General features: G+C 64.7%; 15 protein-coding genes and 3 tRNA genes. 8 read left to right on the top strand and 10 right to left on the bottom strand.

Going from position 1 to position 20,626, the window contains the following annotated elements:
- Window positions 1-1,848: 1,848 nt before the first annotated feature.
- The gene (locus tag ACIRRA_RS06815; RefSeq protein ID WP_402764110.1) at window positions 1,849-2,127 is read left to right on the top strand and encodes a hypothetical protein; all 279 of its coding nucleotides are present in this window, start codon (window positions 1,849-1,851) and stop codon (window positions 2,125-2,127) included.
- A gap of 346 nt (window positions 2,128-2,473) precedes the next feature.
- Here the strand turns inward: ACIRRA_RS06815 and ACIRRA_RS06820 are convergent, their stop codons facing one another.
- Window positions 2,474-3,571, bottom strand: coding sequence for an acyl-CoA dehydrogenase family protein (locus ACIRRA_RS06820; protein WP_402764113.1), 1,098 nt, complete (start codon window positions 3,569-3,571; stop codon window positions 2,474-2,476).
- Between the two features lie 1,015 nt (window positions 3,572-4,586).
- Window positions 4,587-5,573, bottom strand: coding sequence for a hypothetical protein (locus tag ACIRRA_RS06825; RefSeq protein WP_402764116.1), 987 nt, complete (start codon window positions 5,571-5,573; stop codon window positions 4,587-4,589).
- A gap of 1,372 nt (window positions 5,574-6,945) precedes the next feature.
- Here ACIRRA_RS06825 and ACIRRA_RS06830 point away from each other — a divergent pair.
- Window positions 6,946-7,683, top strand: a complete 738-nt coding sequence (locus ACIRRA_RS06830; RefSeq protein ID WP_402764118.1) for an IPT/TIG domain-containing protein — start codon at window positions 6,946-6,948, stop codon at window positions 7,681-7,683.
- Between the two features lie 98 nt (window positions 7,684-7,781).
- Here the strand turns inward: ACIRRA_RS06830 and ACIRRA_RS06835 are convergent, their stop codons facing one another.
- On the bottom strand, window positions 7,782-8,105 hold the full coding sequence (locus ACIRRA_RS06835; protein ID WP_402764121.1) for a hypothetical protein: 324 nt from the start codon (window positions 8,103-8,105) through the stop codon (window positions 7,782-7,784).
- An 868-nt stretch (window positions 8,106-8,973) separates the two neighbouring features.
- Between ACIRRA_RS06835 and ACIRRA_RS06840 the strand changes: the two genes are divergently transcribed.
- From ACIRRA_RS06840 to ACIRRA_RS06855, 4 genes are all read left to right on the top strand, one after another.
- Window positions 8,974-10,158, top strand: coding sequence for an alkane 1-monooxygenase (locus ACIRRA_RS06840; RefSeq protein WP_402764123.1), 1,185 nt, complete (start codon window positions 8,974-8,976; stop codon window positions 10,156-10,158).
- A gap of 428 nt (window positions 10,159-10,586) precedes the next feature.
- Complete coding sequence (locus tag ACIRRA_RS06845) at window positions 10,587-12,041, top strand: lipase family protein (RefSeq protein ID WP_402764125.1); 1,455 nt, start codon at window positions 10,587-10,589, stop codon at window positions 12,039-12,041.
- Between the two features lie 544 nt (window positions 12,042-12,585).
- Window positions 12,586-13,398, top strand: coding sequence for an SAM-dependent methyltransferase (locus ACIRRA_RS06850; protein WP_402764127.1), 813 nt, complete (start codon window positions 12,586-12,588; stop codon window positions 13,396-13,398).
- Between the two features lie 129 nt (window positions 13,399-13,527).
- Window positions 13,528-13,833 (top strand): hypothetical protein, encoded by a 306-nt coding sequence (locus tag ACIRRA_RS06855; protein ID WP_402764130.1) that lies wholly within the window; start codon window positions 13,528-13,530, stop codon window positions 13,831-13,833.
- A gap of 81 nt (window positions 13,834-13,914) precedes the next feature.
- On the opposite strand, the gene ACIRRA_RS06860 is transcribed toward ACIRRA_RS06855, so the two are convergent.
- The 3 genes from ACIRRA_RS06860 to ACIRRA_RS06870 all read right to left on the bottom strand — a co-directional run bounded on the left by ACIRRA_RS06860 (window position 13,915) and on the right by ACIRRA_RS06870 (window position 14,891).
- Window positions 13,915-13,987 (bottom strand) — tRNA-Arg (locus tag ACIRRA_RS06860).
- Window positions 13,988-14,023: 36 nt separating this feature from the next.
- Window positions 14,024-14,113 (bottom strand) — tRNA-Ser (locus tag ACIRRA_RS06865).
- A gap of 88 nt (window positions 14,114-14,201) precedes the next feature.
- Window positions 14,202-14,891 (bottom strand): dienelactone hydrolase family protein, encoded by a 690-nt coding sequence (locus ACIRRA_RS06870; RefSeq protein ID WP_356996285.1) that lies wholly within the window; start codon window positions 14,889-14,891, stop codon window positions 14,202-14,204.
- A 165-nt stretch (window positions 14,892-15,056) separates the two neighbouring features.
- On the opposite strand from ACIRRA_RS06870, the gene hisC reads away from it, so the two are divergent.
- Complete coding sequence (gene hisC / locus ACIRRA_RS06875; protein ID WP_402764132.1) at window positions 15,057-16,136, top strand: histidinol-phosphate transaminase; 1,080 nt, start codon at window positions 15,057-15,059, stop codon at window positions 16,134-16,136.
- An 8-nt stretch (window positions 16,137-16,144) separates the two neighbouring features.
- Here the strand turns inward: hisC and ACIRRA_RS06880 are convergent, their stop codons facing one another.
- Window positions 16,145-17,194: an alpha/beta hydrolase gene (locus ACIRRA_RS06880; RefSeq protein ID WP_402764135.1), complete on the bottom strand. Its 1,050-nt coding sequence runs from the start codon at window positions 17,192-17,194 to the stop codon at window positions 16,145-16,147.
- Window positions 17,195-17,641: 447 nt separating this feature from the next.
- Between ACIRRA_RS06880 and ACIRRA_RS06885 the strand changes: the two genes are divergently transcribed.
- Window positions 17,642-17,920, top strand: coding sequence for a GreA/GreB family elongation factor (locus ACIRRA_RS06885; protein WP_402764138.1), 279 nt, complete (start codon window positions 17,642-17,644; stop codon window positions 17,918-17,920).
- A gap of 460 nt (window positions 17,921-18,380) precedes the next feature.
- Here the strand turns inward: ACIRRA_RS06885 and ACIRRA_RS06890 are convergent.
- From ACIRRA_RS06890 to ACIRRA_RS06900, 3 genes are all read right to left on the bottom strand, one after another.
- Window positions 18,381-18,465, bottom strand: a tRNA-Ser gene (locus tag ACIRRA_RS06890).
- A gap of 64 nt (window positions 18,466-18,529) precedes the next feature.
- Window positions 18,530-18,964, bottom strand: coding sequence for a MarR family winged helix-turn-helix transcriptional regulator (locus ACIRRA_RS06895; RefSeq protein ID WP_402764837.1), 435 nt, complete (start codon window positions 18,962-18,964; stop codon window positions 18,530-18,532).
- A gap of 166 nt (window positions 18,965-19,130) precedes the next feature.
- Window positions 19,131-20,309, bottom strand: a complete 1,179-nt coding sequence (locus ACIRRA_RS06900) for a lactate 2-monooxygenase (RefSeq protein WP_402764141.1) — start codon at window positions 20,307-20,309, stop codon at window positions 19,131-19,133.
- Window positions 20,310-20,626 lie beyond the last annotated feature (317 nt).

The following is a 20,626-nucleotide window of genomic DNA, read 5'->3' on the forward strand; positions in this document are numbered from 1 at the left end:
ACAAAGCAGGCTCACATGCAAGCAGCTATCTCACGGCTCGCACAGGACGGGTAGGCCACAACACAGCCCCTCGGCCCACCCGGCATACAGCGTTTCGGCCCGCCAAACGTCATGCTGCAATGCGTTCACTCACCACGAAAGGGTCAGGCAGCAATCAGACGCACGAAGTGCGCTGCTATTCAGAGTGATTCGGCAGCGCGAGATCCAACATCAGGTGGCGACGAGCATAACATGGCAAGATCCGGACCGGGAAATAGCAACGCATGGTTCTGCGGCTCGAAGCTGAACACTCGGGCGTCAACCTTTCTCGCGACAGCCGTCACACTCGACGCGCGTCTCCCACCCCTCCGAGCGTCCACACATGGCGCCGAAGCGGACGGTGGAATGTTGTCGGAGCTGCGCCCCGGCAGTCACCACCTGGACAACCAGGTCCTGCCCACCGGGTTCACAGACCCACGTCCCCTCCTCATACCGGTTGCACCAGAAGGGATTGCTGTACGGATAGGTGACAACCTGACCTGCCCCACTCTCAGGTTCCAGTTTCGGTGGCCAACCGACGGTCTTCACCAAGGCTGATCGACATGCCACGTCTCCGTCCTGCTGGGTTCCGTGCGCGAGCGATCGCGCTCGTGCGCGCTGGTGAACCGTCCGAGCACACGGCAATCGAACTGGGGATTTATCCGGTGACACTGTCGAAGTGGTTGCGCCAGGACGAGATTGACCACGGCCCGCGACCAGGCAAGTCGTCGACCGAGCTACGTGCTGCCCGCCAACGAACCGGGCCACCCCCGGGCAGCTGCGCCGCCAGGTTCGAGAACGGCGACATCCGCGCTGTCAGTTGGCCGCCACGACTGGAACCCAAACGACAGGCCAGGTCGAACCTGTCACCCGATCGTGCAGCAGTCCCCAGCTATCGGAGTGGACTGCATGGAGGTCATTCTCCGAGCCCGCCATCGAACGTGAGTACGCCGTCGGGTGGCGCACGGTGGTCGGCATGGCGAAGTCCGCGCCACCCGAGCCCCGCGACAACGCATCTGCCGCGACCGAACGGGCTGGATATCGATAATCCATTCATCGACGATGTCCTGACGGCCGATCTGGACCTTGCCTCATAGTCGATGCCACACAGCAATCCGGATCTATCATCGATTGCTGGCACAACACTGAATGCGGGACGAATCCTATCAACCAGCGGATGCGATGCCTATATCCGAGAACGTCATTCACGCTTGCCGACGGAATAGGCCATGACGGATAGTCACTCCACTAGGAGTTATAAATATCCGGCTTACTGCCATGAATTCCGTCGACTACGAATGCTCGTTACACTACCGCCGACTGCGACGATGCCAACCGTACCTGAATCGAATCACACCACCTGAACAGAAGAAACTCTATTCCATCCCCTCCCTTGACATCTCGAACAATCCTGACCAACTCTGATGGGACACTGCCCCTCTCGAGGTGACACACGGACGAAAAAGCGTCCTGAAGGGCCTACGACGACCGGGCCCGGGCAGACCCGTCTGCCCACGAAAGGCCACGCGCACAAATTTCGCACAGCTTTCCGGCAAATCCACAGCACCGAACGAAGAAGTCTCTACCGTTGCGGTTGGTACCCGTGCCGGACAAAGAAGTTCATCCTCGGTCGACCTCTTCGGCCGGCCGTGCTCGGCCCGCTCACATCGAGTCGGTGGAATAGCCAGGAGTGCGGCAACTCCCGGGTGCGCGAGAGCTGGGCGCACCTCATGTGCGGCGCGCCTGGTGAGTCGAACGCATAGCCGCGGGTACGCTGCCGCGGCAGTGGGTTGCTGTCGAATTGCTTCGCACGACGAAAGGAACAGAGAAATGAAGCATGTCGCATTCACCGTCGCTGCGGTGGCGGGTGCGATTTCTGCTGCCGTGTTCGGCGCCGGTCCGTCGACGGCTGCGATTCCGCCGGCCGGCGTGCTGTGCGCCGGGATGACTTGTGCAAACACCACCACTGCGCCGCAAATTATCAATGGAACGGCGGTATGCGCGACCGGGATCTCACTGCCGGTCAGCGCCCTGCTCGAGCCACTCAGTAGTCGCAGGCTCTATGCGACGTGCCCCGACGGAACCCAACCACTCGGCATCAGCTTCTGAACTGCCTGCCCCGGCCGCATCCGCCGACCACCATCGCCAGAAGATTCTTGTCCTTGGCCCACAACCATTCACGGGCCCACAACCATTCACGCCGATACGAAACTGGAGACGTACCGGAGACATTGTGAGACCGAGGGTTTGGACAACAGCCGGACAGACCGGCTCGGCGTCGGTCAGGCTCTTGGACCGGCCCGGCCGCGTGCGGGTCTTCGCCACCGGTCATCGACGTGGACATGGAGTGCGGATGGGAGGGTATCGAGGTCTTTCGTCACGAATCGACCTCGATACCCTCCGCCACGACAGAACTCGTGCCCCTCACACCCCAGTCGGATCAGGAATCGCTCGTCTAAGCCGAGATTCTCTCACTTGACCGGTCCGAAGCCTTACCTACCGATGAAAACCTATTCCTCAGACTGACCAAGCCGGAAGATGTGCCGCCGAGCCAGCGGGCAACGTCCGCAGCTTGGGAATAGTAGCGGTGCAGCGGATGCGAGGAAACAAGGTTGGCTATGTGTAGATGATGACCCATCCGAATGATCGCGCGTAGCTCGGAGGCGACGTAGTAGGCCAGCACATCGAGGCCGTTGTCGACTCGTTCGTGATGCTCTGCGCTGTCATCGTCCTGCGCGAGCGCCCAATTCGCCGACAGCGCAATTGCGTGCAGCGCACGGGATGCGACATAGATATCGGCAATCGTCCGAGATGCGGACGTCGTATTTCCACGCAAGACCGTGCGATCCTGGATCCGGAGGTGTTCTGCGGCCAGCGTCAGGATGCCCTTCAGCAGTCCATCGGCCACAGAACCTATCGTCGCCAGCGCATATCGGTACAGCTCGGGGATGCCGCTGGGCAGTAGTTGTTCAGCGGGAATCTCCACGTCGTTGAAAGACAGCGAAAATTCCGGCGCTCCGGTCCCGGACGGGCTCTGGGCACGTTCGAGACCCGACGCCTCCGCATCCACGACGGCAAGGCCCGAATCGGTCGGGACCAGGATCCACCGAGCCCGGTCAACGTACGGCACGCCGACCTTGCGCCCTCGGATACGGACAGTGTTGCCGTCGACAGCCGCGGTGGTCTCGGGCTTCATCGCGAACGGCGCACCGGGTTCATTGAGCGCAGCGGTGAGCACTGCGCCGTCAGCGACAGCGGGAAAGACTTTCTCTGCCACGGATTCCGGTGCAGAGCGCAGCAACGGCAGTACCCCGAAGCCCAAGGTTGTCAGCGCCGGCACTTGGACAGCGTCAGTGGCCAGCTCGGTCAGCATGGCGGAGACCTCGAGTAGCCCGAGGCCGTCTCCGCCATAGCGTTGCGGCAGCGCTACCGAAAGCAGCCCTCTGTCCACAAGCTTGGGCCATAGTGCGATATCGCGCGCGCTATCACGTTCCAGCAAACTCACGACAAGCTCAGCAACAGCATCTTGACTCTCATTCACGGTGAAGTCCAATGCAATGCTCCCCGATCGAGTTGTGGAATCGGCTGTACGACTCGCGCGGTGGCACGAAATCCACTCTCCAGCAATGGGCTACGGACTTCGCCGACACCGACGACATTCGAATACAGCACGTGGGCAGTAATTTCCTGCGACACAGTACACGCTCTGACGATCGCAGTACCAGCAAGGGCGACAACGAGTCTGCGAATTTCGCCAGGAGGGCGATCCTTGCCAGTTTGCGCACGCTCCACAACCGAGTCGAAACCAACCAAGGCCCTGATAATCGGGTTGTTGGACAGCAATCAACTATCAAAATTGTCTCCGAATTGAGCACGTGTGGGCCTCCGTTCGTTTGTATGTCCAGCGGATCGCACCGCTGAGGCGGTGTCGACCCAGACGCTCGCTGGATTCGACGCCCTTGCGGGCAATCCGGACACCGATACCGCGCTCACGCAACCATCGGCATAGCTGCGCGACGGCGTATGCCTTGTCCGCATGCAGCTTCGCCGATCTGCACCGACGTGGCCCGCGCCGCGACCGTACCGCCGGGATGGCTTTCACCAGCGGGCCCGGTGCGGGCGTCGGTGTTGGCCGCCGAAATCCCCACCGGCACAGGGTTTCCGCACGATCGGGGACGTGGATCTTGGAGCCGGATTCGCCGCGATCGACCGGACTCGGTGAGAGCGGCAGCCGCCATACACGACCGCTGGTCAGCACGTACACCACCGCGATGAACACCGCCCGCTCGCCGACCGGTCCGGTCCCACCGCCCTGGCGGCGCCGCTCGAACTTCGGCGGCAACGGCTCGACCAGCTCCGACAACTCATCCAGCCAGCCGCTCCGACAACTCGTCGGTCACGGCCGAACATCATGCCGCCCATCCGATTACGGCATACCGAAAACGACCTGAGACAGCGTCTGAGCGGTATGTCTATTCGCAAGATGTCAGCGCCGGGGCGGCCGCGGTATCGTCAGAATCGCTATTGCTGCGGAAACCTCCTGGAATACAACGGAATAGGGGTCTGTATCAGGGTAGCGATTCGATCAGAATATGCTCCAAGTGGACCGCACCGTCAGAGTTCTCACCGACGCCGACCACTGCGACGAACTCGCGATCACCGGCATGTCGCTGCAGGAGACTCCAGGAGTTGGCGAGATACCAGCTCGCCCCGGTGGTACCACGCGGGCCCAAGCCGGCACAAAATATCCAGTATCGGCCGGGATGCAGCTGGGGACTAGGCCGCACCCGCGCGATGACGCCGACGTTGTGATCTGCGCTCGAGTCATACCGGCTACCGTCCCTCAATTCCAGTTGCTCGAAATGGGATCCACCCTCAGCACCACTGCCATTGAGAGTGAACAGCGGACGCTCGACGGTTTCGAGGTACATACGCGTGCAGTCGTTGCAGGTCAGTCCGAAGCTGATGTAAGGGCGGTCGCTATCCGCAACGATGTCGCGGTCGCTGCGGATCTCAATCGATATAGCGGTGTGGCGCTGCAGGACGGAGAATACGTACAGCAGTCCGCGAACTTCCTTCTGCGGCAAGGCAACCAAAATATCCGAGCGATGTTCAGCGGCACACGCTCGGACCTTCCCCCCGAATGTGCATCGATAGGGAACCTCGGCCGTCCGGCATGCTTGCACGGGCCGCAGCGGTAGCTCGAAGGTCGGGTACACGAGAGTAATCCCACTGCTGATCATCTCAGCCCCGAGGAATTCCCCGAGTTCGATGTCTGCTCCGAGAAGACCCGATTCGTGCGCTCGAGCGACTATTGGTGCGGCCTCTGCCGTCTGAAACAGTCTCTCAACTGTCCAGCCGGGGAACATCTTGGCCAACACCCGGCAATGGTAGTCGCGGGGAAGCCCGACCATCCTGCCCGAAAGCCATCGATAGAACTGTGTCTTCGCCGGCCCGTACCCCGGAGGGACCGGAGGATCGAGCTGTGCGGCACACCGATCGTATGCAGACAGAAATTCCGCGTGGCTCTTGAGGTGCAGATCCGCCAGCAGCATTTTCAGGACGGTAGCCAATGAAACCCCCTAACCCCGGCAACCACAATGGTGGCGGCGACTCGACCGACAACCGTAACTCGGCTGGGCCATCAACGATGTCCGGAGACCACCCGGACGCAGTACTCCTCTTGGCGATCGACAGGCCAGCCCCGGTGAGGCTGCGCGATAGCGCCGCATGCACCGGCCCCTTGGCTGGGCCTGATGTTGTTCAAGGCAGGTACGCCAACGCAACAGACCCTGTTACCGGTTCCCTCCGTGGCGGTACCGGACATACACAGTATCGGCGGAGGCGATCGCCTTGAACTACGTATCCGAGCTGACGGTGGAGGTGGCCACGGTAATGCCGAACCGCACGATCAAAGGACCAGCGGAGTCAATACCCGACATATCGTTCGCACCTCCCGTCGTGGGAGCCGAGATGGGGGAGAGAGAGGTGATGGTAGGCATGGCACTATCTCCTTTGCCGCGATGGTTTCCCCTACTGCACTGGATGGTTGCCCAACTCGATTGATGGCTCGCTCTTTCCATTAAGCCCCCTACACCGTTGCAGGGCAATGCATCTCCGATCCGCTTTTGTCCGTGTTCGCATTGTTTGCCCGGTCGAGGTCACGACCATCTCTACTACTGGTCACCGGCTCAGGGATTTCGTGTGGGGTCGCGTGCACCTTCGGTCATAGCCGGTTGGGATCGCGGGTCGGCCACGGTGCCGTCGGCACCGATCAAAATCTGGTGGCGGCTGGGCATGCGGGTCTTCGTCAGAAAAGAACGCGCGCATCTCGATGCGCACCTGCGGTCCGCCCGCCGCGACGATCGGCCCGCTCAACGGGCCACGGCCCATGCCGTACTTGATCGACCGGTTCTCAGGTCGGAACGAACCCGACCATCCGGAAGCCGGGGTGCCGGCATTCGGACCGTCCAGCGCGGGGATGCCGCGCTTCCCGATGACCGCTCCGCCCTGGGCTCCTGATGCGCTACTGGACGCCGTCGGACTGGTGCACGCGAAATCCTTCGAGTCGGAGACCATACCTGTGCGGCGATCAGTTCGGAGCACGGCCGATGGTTGGCCCCGTCGATGACGAAACATGTTGCGGCGCTTGACTTTGGATTACGCGCAGTCCACTGGATTCAACGACTGCGATGGCGTTCGTGATCACGGCGCTCGGATGCAGGACCGGTAGTGCTTGACGACCGACCGGAATCCTTCAGACACCGACCCGCTGTGCGAATCCGATAACGAACAAAAGCGAACGCCCCGGGCTGGTCAGCGGCGTGTTTCAGGGTTGTTAATGGAAGTAGCGGGCCGCCATGAGAACTCGGGCAACCACACGGCTGCGACCGAGGAATTACCACAAGCAGTAAGGAGGCAAGCATCATGCCTACCATCACGTCCCTGTCGCCGACCTCCGGGCCCACGACCGGGGGAACCAGCGTCACCATCACCGGTACCGGGTTCACCGGGCCGACCACCGTGCTGTTCGGCACTACCGCAACGACTTTCACCCTGGACTCCGCGACGCAGATCACCGCGATCGCCCCCGCCGGCTCGGTCGGTACCGTGCAGGTCACCGTCACCACCTCGGCGGGCACCAGCAACGGGGTGCCCTACACCTACCTCGCGGTACCCGCGCTGAGCAGCATCAGTCCCAGCCAAGGCACGACCGCGGGCGGAACGACGGTGACACTGACCGGGTCGGGTCTGACCGGCGTCACCGCGGTGAATTTCGGTGGCACACCCGCGACCTCGTTCACCGTCAACTCCGATACCCAGATCACCGCCGTCGCCCCCGCGGGCACCGGGATCGTGTCGGTCACCGTCACCGGACCGGGTGGCACCAGCAATCCGGTCACCTACGTCTACGTCGTCGTTCCGGCCATCACCTCCCTGTCCCCGGCCTCCGGACCCACCACGGGCGGCAACAACGTGACGATCACCGGCACCGGATTCACCGGCCCGTTGACCGTCCGATTCGGCGCGACCGCAACGACATTCACCATCAACTCCGCCACCCAGATCACCGCCGTCGCCCCGGCGGAGGCGGCCGGGACGGTACTGGTGACCGTCACCGCGTCAGGCGGAACCAGCAACGGTGTCGCCTACACCTACGTCTGAGAGCGAATGCGGCTGGACCGTCGGTGGGCCATTGCCCGCCGGCGGCTCGGCCGGGTCGCGATCAACCGGAGCACGGAGTCGGATCGGGGTGTGTGTCGTTACCAGGTGGTTGCGGCGCTGACTGCGCGGATGGCGCGGTAGGCGAGCAGGTGGGTCAGGAACAGATGCGGGTGCTCGTCCCGCAGGGCATACAGCGCAGCCGTGTCGGTGGCACGGTCGGGACTCTGCGGTAGGCCCAGCTCGTCGAACAGCACCGTCTGCAGATCCGGTTCGGAATCGAGGTCGACCAGCCGGCCGATCGTTCTGCAGGCCGCGGCACGAAACTGTGCAGCCGTGTCCAGCAATTGCTGGTGCCTTTCCGCGTTGAGATCGTCGAGGTTGCCTGTCACCGGGCCGGCATCGATGGAGATCAAGTCGGTCATGACATGCATTCGTCACCGACATGTGCCCGGATCACTGCAGTTCGGCGTGCCCGTGGCCGTTGAGAGATGCCGACCTCGATTTAGCGGAACATACGGGATGCAGCGCCTGCGGCAGCACCGGTGTGGTGGTGGAACGTTCACATTTCGACCACCGGACAGACTGCCCAGCAACAGATTCGACGCCCGCTCGCCGGTCCGCCACCTAGGGCCGCGCATACACCTGCCGCCGCATCACGCCCCAACTCGACAGTAGCCACATCAGGGGCCATGAGATTCGCGAGATCCGACTTCGGCTGCGCAAGACTGCCGAGCGCCTCCGCCCTCCGCACCGCCAGCGCGCCTCATCCACGGCAGATCCGCCATCTGCACCGAAGAATCATCCGCCACACTCCCGCTGAGGACGAGTACGTGCAGAAAGCACTGCACTGAACCCGAGTGCGAGACACGCCGATGATCGAAGACCTCTTCAGACAGCACCGAATCCGCACGCCAGCGCTGTACGTGACTTCGAACATTCACAGGCGGTCGGTGACGGACGTGAAAACAGAACGAAAGTCATCACATTTCAGAACCCCCAGTCCGGGCAAAATTCTCCTTTTGCCCGAATAGGTTCGCGAGCGTCGACGTCGTCCCCGGGTGGGGACACGCACCCGCTATGCTTCGTAGTCCATGGCGAGCCCGATGGTTCAGGGTCAGCGCCAACCGGGGAACCAAGATCATCATGAATTGGGCCGTGGCGGATCGGAATAGGCACGATCCGGCCAGTTTGCGTGCGGCTCACAAGCTTTCGCTCAGGCCCCGCGACAGCTGAAGAACAATTCGATACCGGCCGACGGCTGCGACCGCTGCTACTGGGAAGGACATACTGATGAAGCCAGCCTCGAGAAAAGCGCGTTGGGCCGGCAAACACTCGGCTTCACCGGATGCCAAGCGGTACCTATGGGTGCTGGGGTCGATCGCTCCTACCTGTGCGCTGTTGCCTTCCCAGTTGGTTGCGCGGACCGGGTGGGAGGTGCTGTGGTGGATCGGGCCGATCATCGCGCTGATCCTGGTACCAGCGTTGGATTGGCTGGTGGGTGAGGACGGCACAAATCCACGTGACGAGGACTACGAGTTGCTGTCCAACGACCGGTATTACCGGTGGTGCATATATCTGTTCCTGCCAGTTCAACTGATCGGCCTGGCGATCGCGGCTCATATGTGGTCTCGCGACGAACTCAGCGTCGTAGACAAACTCGGTCTGTCCACCACCGTCGGTGTCGCCGGCGCGATCGGGATCAATGCCGCGCACGAACTCGGTCATCGCGTCGAACACCTGGAGCGGTGGCTGGCGAAATTCGCCCTCGCCCAGTCGGGTTACGGGCACTTCTACGTCGAGCACAACAAGGGCCACCATGCCCGAGTGGCCACCCCCGAAGACCCCGCCAGCGCCCGGCTGGGCGAGTCGCTGTGGGAATTCTTGCCGCGCAGCGTGATCGGCGGATTCGGTTCGGCGCTCCGGCTGGAGCAGGGGCGCTTGCAGCGCAAGGGGTTACGGTGGTGGACCATCCACAACAACATCCTGCAAGCCTGGTCGATGACACTGGTACTGTATGCGACCCTGCTGCTTGCGTTCGGCCCGAAAATGCTGCCCTACCTGCTGCTGCAGGCAGTGATCGGGGCCGGACTACTGGAAACGGTCAATTACGTCGAGCACTACGGGCTGTTGCGGCGGCAGCTGCCCAACGGCCGCTGGGCCCGATGTTCTCCGGCCGACAGCTGGAACTCCGACCGGATGGTCACCAATATCTTTTTGTTCCATTTGCAGCGACACAGCGACCATCACGCCAATCCGGGACGCCGGTACCAGACATTGCGCAGTTCCGGTGAGGCACCGCAGCTTCCAGCCGGCTACGCCACCATGATCCTGCTCGCGGCCGTACCTCCGTTGTGGCGGCGTGTGATGGATCCCCGGGTCCTGGCCCACTACAACGGCGACATCACCCGCGCCAATATCCAGCCCCGAAAGCGCAACACAATCCTGGCAAACCGGGGCGAGGCCGCCACCGCATGACTGGGTCCACAACCAGTTTCAATGACAGGCGATGGTGTGCGCGTGAATCTTTCGGTGTCGAAGACGTCGGGGATCGAATGGGGGCATGATCCGATCGTCTCCTGGACTTCTACCGCGTGCTGGCGCGCCGCGCGGGACACATTGCACAGAAAGCGCACTGGCGGGGGGCGTTTCGCTCGGTAAGGGTTGCTGCGTCCAGGTCTCGGGATGATCGAGTTCCTCGATGAACTCGCTATGACATTCGTGTACGTTTCCCGGGCGTTGAGGTATTCAATTTCCAGTCATTGGAGAGCCGCACTGGTTCCGGTGACGACAACAGTGAACCGTCATCAGCGAGTAGATGTGCCCCGTCTCATTGCTCTCGAACGTGTCGTCGACCCCGATGCGATAGACACTACCCAGATAGCGAGAGAGCGACCACAGCCCCTTTGATAAAGTCGTTTCGCATCGTCCACAATAGGCGATACTCCCGGCAGCTTCGTCCAAGAAAAGGATGTGGGCTTGTGAGAGCGTTCCTGACAGTTGTGGTTTCCGTTCTTGTCGGTTGTTCCCTGTTGGGCAATCAGCCCGCTCGGGCGGACGAGGACCCGCCCGGCGGGCCGGCGACGCCACCGGGGAATCCCCTATCCTCGCCACTACAGAACTGGATCAACGACAACATACCGGCGCCATTTTTGCCTGTAGATCCGCGACAACCCGCCGGCGATCAGTCGGCATTGTGGCGTGCGGTGTTGTCACCACCGACAGGGGATCCGACCTTCGACGAATGGCCCGCGAATCTCGCCGACCTGAATCCCGGGCAGATCATCGAATCACGTGACGTGACAGCGACGGCAGGCCAGCACATGGCAACACCGATCGGGCGTGCGCTGTTGTTGAAGTTCCGCTCCACCTCGGCGACGGGCGCACCCTCCTTCGGCACCGCGACATTGATCATCCCGGCGGCCGGATGGAACGGTCCGGGGCCCCGCCCGGTAGAGGTGAATGCCTTGCCGATCAACGCACTCGGGGCTCACTGCACCCCGGGCTATCAGCTGTCACACGGCATACTCGACAAACCCAACACCGATCTCGCCTGGTTTATGCCGGCCATGTGGTGGGCCCTCGGCCAGGGGCACGCGGTTCTCGTGCCCGACCATGAGGGCCCACTGATGGCATATGGCGAGCCGAATGTGGCCGGGCACGTGATGCTCGATTCTATTCGCGCCGTCCGCAACGCCCTGTCGGCCGAGTTCGGTGACAGCCGCTATGTGGCCATCGGCTACTCGGGTGGAGCGATCGCCTCCTACGCGACTGCAATGCTGCAAAGCGAGTACGCGCCAGACCTGTCGAATGTCCTGACTGGCGTCGCCTCGGGTGGACTGGTCACCGACTACTCGGACATGGCCCACCGCTTCAACGGCTGGATCGCGTCCGGCATCCTCATGTCGGTGTCGCTGGCGATAGCACGCGAACATCCGGAGATGCTCCAGTACATGAACCATCTCGGGCAGTTGGTGGCGACTTCTCCGATGCGAGATATGTGTGGTGACGCCGATGGGCCGCTGGGCGCGGTCGGTATCCCGATGGACGTCGCGGCGAATATCGGCAACTCGCTCGACAGCCCGATTGCCGAAGAGCTGTACGGCCAGCTGGATCTGACCAATCGGACGTCGGGTGTACCGCTGTACATTTACCACGGTGCGTGGGATCCCTGGATTCCCATCCAGGACGCTCAGCGTATGTACGGCGAACAATGCAGCCGCGGTGTTCCGGCCGTATTTCGCGTCGTGCCCGGCGAGCACCTGATCGGTTACGTCACCGGGTATCCCGGACTCGACGAGTGGATCAACGAACGGCTGGGTGGCGCACCGGCACCGAGCGAATGCCCTGCGCCGCGCTGAGGCTGGTTTGATATGCCACACCATTGTGGCGCGACTTGGTCGGCGAGAGATATTGTGGTCCGACTCATAACGGCGGGCGCCTCGCGCCCGCCGTTCGGCGTCCAGCAGCCGCGACACGTACCCGAACTCCCCCGGGGGAACGTCGAGCACCGCAGGATAGGCGATCACGTGGAATCCCTCCGGGACGCGATCCTGTGTCGAGAACCCATCTACCGGGGACTCCACGCCCATCTCTACATCCCGAACGGGATGTCCCCCGAGCACTCCCTTCCGGCCCGCCGTGAACCCATCGACAGGAGCCCCCGGGAAAGCCGCGGGCGGTGGCTGCGCTGACCGATCCGGTGTTCCAGGCGTCCAGGGCGCCGGCGACGCTACCCAGCGGCCGGCTCCGGTATTGCCGTTCGGGCCCTGTGCGCGGACCACCGACGGTAAAATGCGTTCGTCGCATCGTTTGTTCGCACTCGAATCACCTTGGTAGCAAGAGTTTTCGGAGTAGAAGGGACGACCTGCGATATCCGCTCACGGTGATGCTCACTTTTCGGCGGTGAATCTGCACTTCGACCGCCCCCACTGCGCCAGAATGTACGACTGGTTCATCGGTGGAAAGAACAACTACGAGGCCGACCGGCAAGCGGCCGCCGAGGTGGAGAGGGTGTACCCGAACGTGCGGATCGCGGCATTGGCGAACCGGCATTTCATGCACCGCGCGATCCGCCACGTCGCCCGGGCGGGGATCAGACAGTTCCTCGACATCGGCACCGGCCTGCCGACCGCGCCGAACCTGCATCAGGTCGCCCAGGCCGTCACACCGGACGCCCGAGTGATCTACACCGACAACGACCCGCTGGTGCTGGCGCATTCGCGGGCGTTGATGTTCGGCACCGACGAGGGCCGCATCGCGTACGTTCTCGCCGATGTCGCCGACCCGCAGTCGATCCTCGGCGCCGAGGAAGTCCGTGCCACCCTCGACTTCACCGAGCCGATCGCGTTGAGCCTGATCGCGTTGCTGCACTTCGTATCCGACGAATACGCCTACCCCGCGGTGCGCATGCTCGTCGACGCGCTGCCGGCGGGCTCGTATCTGATCGGGTCCCACGCCGCCGCCGATCTGAACCCCGAGGGATCCGCGCGTCTCGCCGCGGTGTGCAACGCCAACGGCGTGGCCTTGGTGTTGCGTGACCGGGAACAGGTGCTGCGGTTCTTCGACGAGCTCGACTTCCTCGCCCCCGGCTTGACCACACCGCACCGGTGGCGACCGGACCCGGCTCGCATCAACCTCTCGGAGCAGGCTCTCGCCGAGCGCGACCGCGACGTCATGCTGCACGCCGCGGTGGCACGCAAAACCCGAACCCGCTGACCACTGCCGGTCCGGGCTCGGCACGACTGCACGTGTGGGCCTGAAAGCACGTCTGATGGTCAAGTTCAAGCACGCTCACGGGCTGCTGCTCTCGCACGCCGCGCCCCGCGGTTCCCGGTCGTCGAGACCGTGGTCGACCCGTCGAAAGAGAATGCGCCGCAACGACAGTTGCTGCCCTACTGGATCGGGCTGCAGATGGCCGAACCGACTCAGGTCACCATGATCCACGGTCACGGCGCCAAGGATCGCGGCTCGCTGTGCGATGAGATTCCGTTCACCACCCGGGTGTCTGCCACGTGCGGGAAGACGGCCGGCCTGGTTCCGCCGCACCCGCGTGTACGAGGTAACCCACTAAGACTGCGACCGGATCGCCAGCGCTATCGCCCGCGCCCGATCATTCCCGCGGAGTTCGCCTACCGTGACGAGTTCCGGTAGACCGGGATTATCGTCAAATGATGTCGTCAATGGAACGACGGAGGCCCCTCCGCATTGAGCGAAAGGGCCTCCGACCTGAAGCGCGCCCGGAGAGACTCGAACTCCCAACCTTCTGATCCGTAGTCAGATGCTCTATCCGTTGAGCTACGGGCGCATGGCTATTCAAATGTGCACCCGGCGTACCGGGCGGTGGCGGAGGCGAGAGGATTTGAACCTCCGGTCCCCGTGAAGGGACAACTCATTAGCAGTGAGTCCCATTCGGCCGCTCTGGCACGCCTCCTGGTGCCCCTCTTCGAGGGCGCCGGTTCCTTTCGAACCGCCGGGACAGAAGATTACACAGCGGGTGACCAATAGGCCAAATCGGCTGGTCAGCGTAGGTGCGAGTCGAACCATTCGTAGATTCTGGTCTGGGCGTCGAGGACCGAGACGTCGTCGAGGGCGGCGGGGTCGAAGCCGGGGTGGTCGGGGCGGTGGTGAAGACCGGGGTAGGTGACCACGAGGGTGGCAACGTCGGCGTGGGCGGCGGCCTCGCGCAGGCGGTCGACCTGGTCGGGCGGGGTCAGCGGGTCGTCCTCGCCGAAGAGGCCGAGCCAGGGCGCCTGGAAGGCGGGGGCGGCGGCGAGCAGAGCGACGGCCTGCGGGGTGAGCGGGGTTTCGATGCCGGGGGCCGCGACGCTCACGGCCGCGCCGATACGGCGATTGGTGGCGACCAGGGCTGCGGCCGTGCCGGCCGAGTCGAAGCCGAGCACGCCGATGCAGTCGCGGTAGACGCCGTGGCCGGTGAGCCATTCGAAGCAGGCGTCGAAGTCGGCGAACAGGTCCTCGCCGAAGATCGGGTGGGTGCTGCCGTTGGCGGGGCGGTGGAAGAGGTCGGGGGCCAGGACGGTCCACCCGTCGTCGGCGAGCGCACGCATGAGTTCGAGTAATGGCTCGGTGAATTCACGTGATTCGTGCAACACCACGATGCCGCCGCGCGCATGCCCCTCGGGTTCTAGCACAGTGAGCGGAACCGTGGTCGTGTCGTGCACAGGGGCGAGATCTCGATAGATGCCCGACATACGGCCACTGTAGTTGCGCTAGGTAAAAACGGGATAAATCTTTCTCAGGGTCCGATATCCCGGAGATATTCCGGCCGAGTCCCATTCGATCCCACGCAACTCCCGATCGGCAGACCAGGCGACACCCCGGAGCGACCGCGGGCGGCCGGGACATAGGGTGGAGGGGTGAGCGCGCACATTCGCCCGGACCTCGATGCCATCCCGGCGTACGTCGCCGGCAAGACGCACCCCGGCGCGGTGAAGCTGGCCAGCAACGAGACCACCTTCCCGCCGCTGCCGTCGGTGACCAAGGCCATTGCCGAGGCCGTCGAGCTGTCGAACCGGTACCCGGACAACCATGCCATCGAATTGCGTGGCGCCCTCGCGGATTTCCTGGGTGTGGAGCTCGGGAACGTGGCGGCCGGCTGCGGCAGCGTGGCGCTGTGCCAGGAGCTGGTGCAGATCACCTGCCGCAATCCCGAGGATGAGGTGCTGTTCGCGTGGCGCTCGTTCGAGGCGTACCCGATCGTCACCCAGGTGGCGGGCGCCCGGGCGGTGCAGGTGCCGCTGGACGGCGAATTCACCCATGATCTGGACGCTTTGGCGGCGGCCATCACCCCGAACACCCGGGTGGTCTTCGTCTGCAACCCCAACAACCCGACCGGCACCGCCCGCGGCAGGGCGGAGATCGTCGAGTTCCTCGACCGGGTGCCCTCCGACGTGCTGGTGGTGCTGGACGAGGCGTACTTCGAATACCTGCGCATGCCCGCCGAGGACTTCCCCGACGGCGTCGAGCTGGGCCGCACCCGGCCGAATGTGCTGGTGCTGCGGACGTTTTCGAAGGCGTACGGCCTGGCCGGCCTGCGGGTCGGGTACGCGGTCGGCGCACCCGAGGTGATCACCGCGCTCATGAAGGTGCACATCCCGTTCAGCGTGAGCCGGGTAGCGCAGGCGGCGGCCATCGCCTCGCTGGAGGCGCGGCACGAACTGCTGGAGCGCACCGATACCGTTGTGGCCGAACGCGATCGCATGCGGGAGGCGCTGCTCGCGGCGGGCTACCGGGTGCCGGTGAGCCACTCCAACTTCGTCTGGCTGCCACTGGGCGAGCGCAGCGCCGAATACGGTGCGGCGAGCACCGAGGCGGGCGTCATCATCCGGCCCTACGGCACCGACGGCGTACGCGTCACCGCGGGCGACCCGCACGAGAACGACGCCTTCCTGCGCTTCGCCACGGATCCGGAGATCGTCGCCCGTTTCGTCGGCTGAACGGCCCGCTACCCGATACCCAGTCCGGCGGCCATGGTCGGCCAGGAGCGGGGCAGTTCGTCGGCCCAGTAGGGCCAGGAGTGCGTTCCGGTGGGCCGGCGGTGGACCGTGGCCGGGATCGCCAATTGCGCCAGCCGGTCGGCCAATTGGCGGGTGCACATGTCGGCGCCCGCCTCGATCGGCCCGCCGAACAGCACGGCGTTGCGCAGGTCCGGATTGCCCGGAGTGTCGTGTTCCCCGGGCAATCCGGTGCCGGACGACAGGTAGATCGCCTTGCCGCGCAAGGCTTCCGCCCGGGCCAGCACGTCGTGGTCGGCCCACTGGGGATCGTCGGACGGGCCGAACATATTGTCCGGATCCCCGCCGAACGTCCCGACCACGGCCCGGGCCTGCGCCTGCCCGAAGTCGGAACTCATTGCGTAGCAGCCGCTGTGCGCCGCCACCGCGCGATACAGGCCCGGATTGCGGGTGGCCAGCATCATGGCCGCCTCCGCGCCCATGGAGACGCCCTCCAGGCCGTTCATGCCGTCCCCGCCGAAGCGGGCATCGATGAGCGGCGGCAGCTCGCGGGTCAGGAAGGTCTCCCACCGATTGGTGCCGAGCTTGGGATCGCTGCGCCGCCAGTCGGTGTAGTAGCTGGCGGGGCCGCCGAGGGTGAAGACCACATTCACGTTCTTGTCTGCGAAGAAGGGCAGCGCGCCGCCGCGGGCGGTCCAGTTGTTGACATCGGGTGCGGCACTGCGGCCGTCGAGCATGTAGACGGTCGGACGGGGGCTGTCACGGTGCGCGGGTAGCAGTACCTGGACCTCGACGGTGCGGTCCATGGCCGGGGAGGCGACGAAGACGGCGAGCAGGTTCCCGGCCACGGTCTCGACCCGTTCGATGCGCGCCTGGGCGGGGTGGACCGGATCGAGGCCCGGCGCGGACTCCTCATTGGAGCCGGTCTCCACGGGTGGATCGGTCACGGCGAGTGGGGCTTCGATGGTCGCCGCACCGGCGAGAAGGGCAGCGCTCGCGAAGGCACCGAACAATCGACTCGCGACGCGACGGCTGGCCACCCAGCCACATTTACCAGAAACCGCCGGTCGGCGTTCAGCAGAGACCCTCAGTCCGCATTTGCCGGGAACCGCCCGATCGGCGCACGGCACGCACAAGGCCCAGCCAGGCGACGACTGGTCGGCGGCCATCCTGGCCACACTCGCCTACGGCGCGCACCGCTGATGTCCGCCGCTCTGGACGCGGCGCACGTGGACATGCGCGCCAGCCGCCGCGTGCTCATCGTCGCCGCGAATCGCGATGCGGTCGCCCGCCTGGTCGGCGATGCCCGAGGAAGCTACGCAGCGGCGAGCGCTTGCGGTGCCACAGCCGGGCCGGCTATTACGCACCACTGACCGTCACCGCCAACGACAGACGGTTCACGCCACCCTGAAACGGCATCCGCAAACTGCGAGATACCAAGGCGGGCAAGCTAATCCCAGCCTTGCCCAGCTACGGAAAGGTGGAGAGTGAACCTCCTCCCCAAGACCAAGATCGTGCTAGTCGGATCGCGCCTCATCCTGACCAAGGTCAATGAGGACGGCACCACCGCCCGCCACTATGACGGCACGATGGCAATGCAGTTCCGCTACACGATCGTGCCCGACTGCGAAGCTGATGCAATCTCGGACCGGTACTCGGAAAGCCTGCCCGCGAGCCAGGCCCTCTTGGGGCAGCTGCTCGGCGACATCGTCGAAACCACAATCGATGACGAACCGATCCGCCTGCGAGTGCAGAGCATCGATTGACAGGCAGGCGGGCGGCGCTGCCGGTCCGCGCCTCGACCATTCGAGGAGGACCGTCCATGGCCGTCCGCCGCACGACGACCCAGAAGGGCCTCGGTTGGAATATTGGTAGGAAGCCAATCACCAAGCAGTACCGTCTGATCGGCGGCGGCTCCGACCTGTGCCGCGAGAACTCGGCGCGATTCATCGAGGCCGACTTCGTCGAGCAGCTTCTTCCAGCGAAGACCGGTCGCGTTGGGCCACGAAGGACTCGGACGTCTGTACCCCGTTGTGGCGGAGGCAGATTTGCGTGTAGGTGGACCTGTCGGCGCGTGTGCGAACGCGGACTGTCGACATGTCGTAACCCCATGTGTCGGGGTGTCGGTCAGGTCCGTCGGCATCCCTCAATGTCCGCCATGTCGACCGCAACTGCCGACCGCGAGGTCAGACCCTCGAAAACAGGGTCTGACCTGCACGTTCTCAGCGGAAGCGGAGGGATTTGAACCCCCGGTCGCTTTCACGACGCTCGCTTTCAAGGCGAGTGCATTCGGCCGCTCTGCCACGCTTCCAGGCGATCGATCCTAACCGATGGCGTGTGCGGTCTGCCTCCCACTTCCGGTTCGGGTGGACCCGTCAGTCGAGATCGGCTGTCGCGGGGGCGCCGGCGCGGTGGTCGGCGGCCAGGTTCACCAGGTCCAGGGCGGCGGCCACGGCGACCAGCTGCTGGGGGGTGAGCAGATCCACGAAGAAGCGGCGCACCGCGGCGACATGGCCGGGTGCGGCGGCGCGCAGGCGCCGCATGCCCTCCTCGGTGAGCTGGGCCAGCACGCCGCGGCCGTCGTCCTCGCAGGCGATGCGGCGGACCATCTGCTGGGCCTCCATGCGGCGGATCTGGTGGGTGAGCCGGCTACGGGAGGAGAGCACGCCGTCGGCGAGATCACTCATGCGCAGCGAGCGCCCGGGCGCCTCGGACAGCTTCACCAGGATGCGGTAGTCGGCGAAGGACAGGTCGCAGTCGCGTTGTAGCTGCCGGTTGAGGTCGGCCATGAGCCGCTGGCTGCCGTCCATGTAGGCCCGCCAGGCGCGCTGCTGCTCCGGGGTGAGCCACCGCGGTTCGGCCCCGGCCCGGCCCCCGGCCACCGGCTCGTTGTTGTGACGGCGTTTGATCGCTCCTCCTCAGCTCGCGGCCCGGACGAACGCGTTCCCACAGCAGGATTCCTTCCGCCGGGACGGCCTAAACGCGATAGGTGGAGATCATGGTCCGGCTCAGGTCGTGCAGGCTGGTGCAGCCCGAAAGTCCCATGGCCGCATCGAAATCCGCGAGCAGGCAGCGCAGCGCGTGCCGTACGCCGTCGGCGCCGGCCAGGCCCAGGCCGTACACCCAGGGGCGGCCGTAGAGGACGGCCTTGGCGCCCAGCGAGAGCGCGATCATGACATCGGAGCCGGTGCGTATGCCGGAGTCGAACAGCACATCCGCGCGATCGCCGACGGTGGCCACGATGGTCGGCAGCGCGTCCAGCGCACCGACCGCCCCGTCCACCTGGCGGCCGCCGTGATTGCTCACCACCACCGCGTCCGCGCCCGCGTCCACCACCTGGCGGGCGTCGTCGGGGTGCAGCACGCCCTTCACCGCGATGGGCAGTTCGGTCCAGTCCCGCAGCCGGGCGATGTCGGCCGGGCGCAGACCGTGATTGCCGAACAGCCCGATCCAGGTGAGCACCGCGGCCCGCATCGCCTCCTCGCTCTCCTCCGGCGGGGCGCTGAGCTTGGCGCGGAAGACCGGATCGGACAGATAGTTGGCAATGCCCTTGCCCTGCAGGAACGGCAGGTGACCGAGCTGCAGGTCGCGCGGCCGCCAGCCCAGGCTGGGGGTGTCGGCGGTGACGACGATGGCCTTGGCGCCGGACTTCTCGGCGCGCTCGACGAAGGAGCGGGCCAGCTCCATGTCATTGGGCCAGTACAGCTGGTACCACCAGTCGCCGGCCCGCGCGCCGACCTCCTCGATGGTGGAGGAGGCGGCGGTGGACAGGCACATGCCGATGCCCAGTTCCCGGGTGACCTCGGCGACCAGGGTCTCGCCGCGCTCCTGCAGCAACCCCAGCACGCCGATCGGCGCGGTGAGAATCGGTGCGGCCAAACGGGTTCCGAGCACATCCACCGACAGGTCGCGCGCCCCGGGCCCGCTGGCGCCGCGCAGTATGCGCGGCAGCAGCCGGTACCGCTCGAAGGCGGCGAGATTGGCGTGTGCGGTGCGTTCGGTGGACGCGCTACCCGCCACATAAGCGAAAGCCGCCGGATCCAGTACCTCCCGAGCTTTCTCCTCCAGGCCTGCCGCCGTCATGGGTAGCGCCGGGACGATGCCCGCGAGGCCGGAGAGATAGATCTCGTTCTGGAAATCGACGAAACTGCTCATGCCCCGGAACGCTAGTACCTTCCACCCCTGTGCGGACGGGGGTCGAAGTTACTTTCTGCGGGCGTAACCTCTCCAGCCCGGACGTGCGGCGTTATCGGGGTTTACGCAGCGGCCCGGTTCAGCGCTTGCGGACACGGACCAGAGCCCGCGGCGCATCGGTCGCGATGAATCCGGACATCGCCATAGCCGCCAGGATGACCATGCCGCCGAGGACGGCCAGGGTGGTGATCATGGAGTCTCCTTTCGAATCCCTCCGCTCCACGGTGACGGCCGATGCTGAGAGGATGCTGGGCCCACGCCGAGGACGGCCTGACAGT

The sequence above is a fragment of the Nocardia sp. NPDC101769 genome (assembly GCF_044766925.1).
Lineage (GTDB): Bacteria > Actinomycetota > Actinomycetes > Mycobacteriales > Mycobacteriaceae > Nocardia.

Excerpts from the sequence above, each read along its gene's own strand:
- ACIRRA_RS06815 (WP_402764110.1), top strand. The coding sequence starts at position 1,849 with ATGAAGCATGTCGCATTCACCGTCGCTGCGGTGGCGGGTGCGATTTCT.
- ACIRRA_RS06825 (WP_402764116.1), bottom strand. The coding sequence starts at position 5,573 with ATGCTGCTGGCGGATCTGCACCTCAAGAGCCACGCGGAATTTCTGTCT.
- ACIRRA_RS06830 (WP_402764118.1), top strand. The coding sequence starts at position 6,946 with ATGCCTACCATCACGTCCCTGTCGCCGACCTCCGGGCCCACGACCGGG.
- ACIRRA_RS06835 (WP_402764121.1), bottom strand. The coding sequence starts at position 8,105 with ATGACCGACTTGATCTCCATCGATGCCGGCCCGGTGACAGGCAACCTC.
- ACIRRA_RS06840 (WP_402764123.1), top strand. The coding sequence starts at position 8,974 with ATGAAGCCAGCCTCGAGAAAAGCGCGTTGGGCCGGCAAACACTCGGCT.
- ACIRRA_RS06870 (WP_356996285.1), bottom strand. The coding sequence starts at position 14,891 with ATGTCGGGCATCTATCGAGATCTCGCCCCTGTGCACGACACGACCACG.
- ACIRRA_RS06895 (WP_402764837.1), bottom strand. The coding sequence starts at position 18,964 with ATGGACGGCAGCCAGCGGCTCATGGCCGACCTCAACCGGCAGCTACAA.
- ACIRRA_RS06900 (WP_402764141.1), bottom strand. The coding sequence starts at position 20,309 with ATGAGCAGTTTCGTCGATTTCCAGAACGAGATCTATCTCTCCGGCCTC.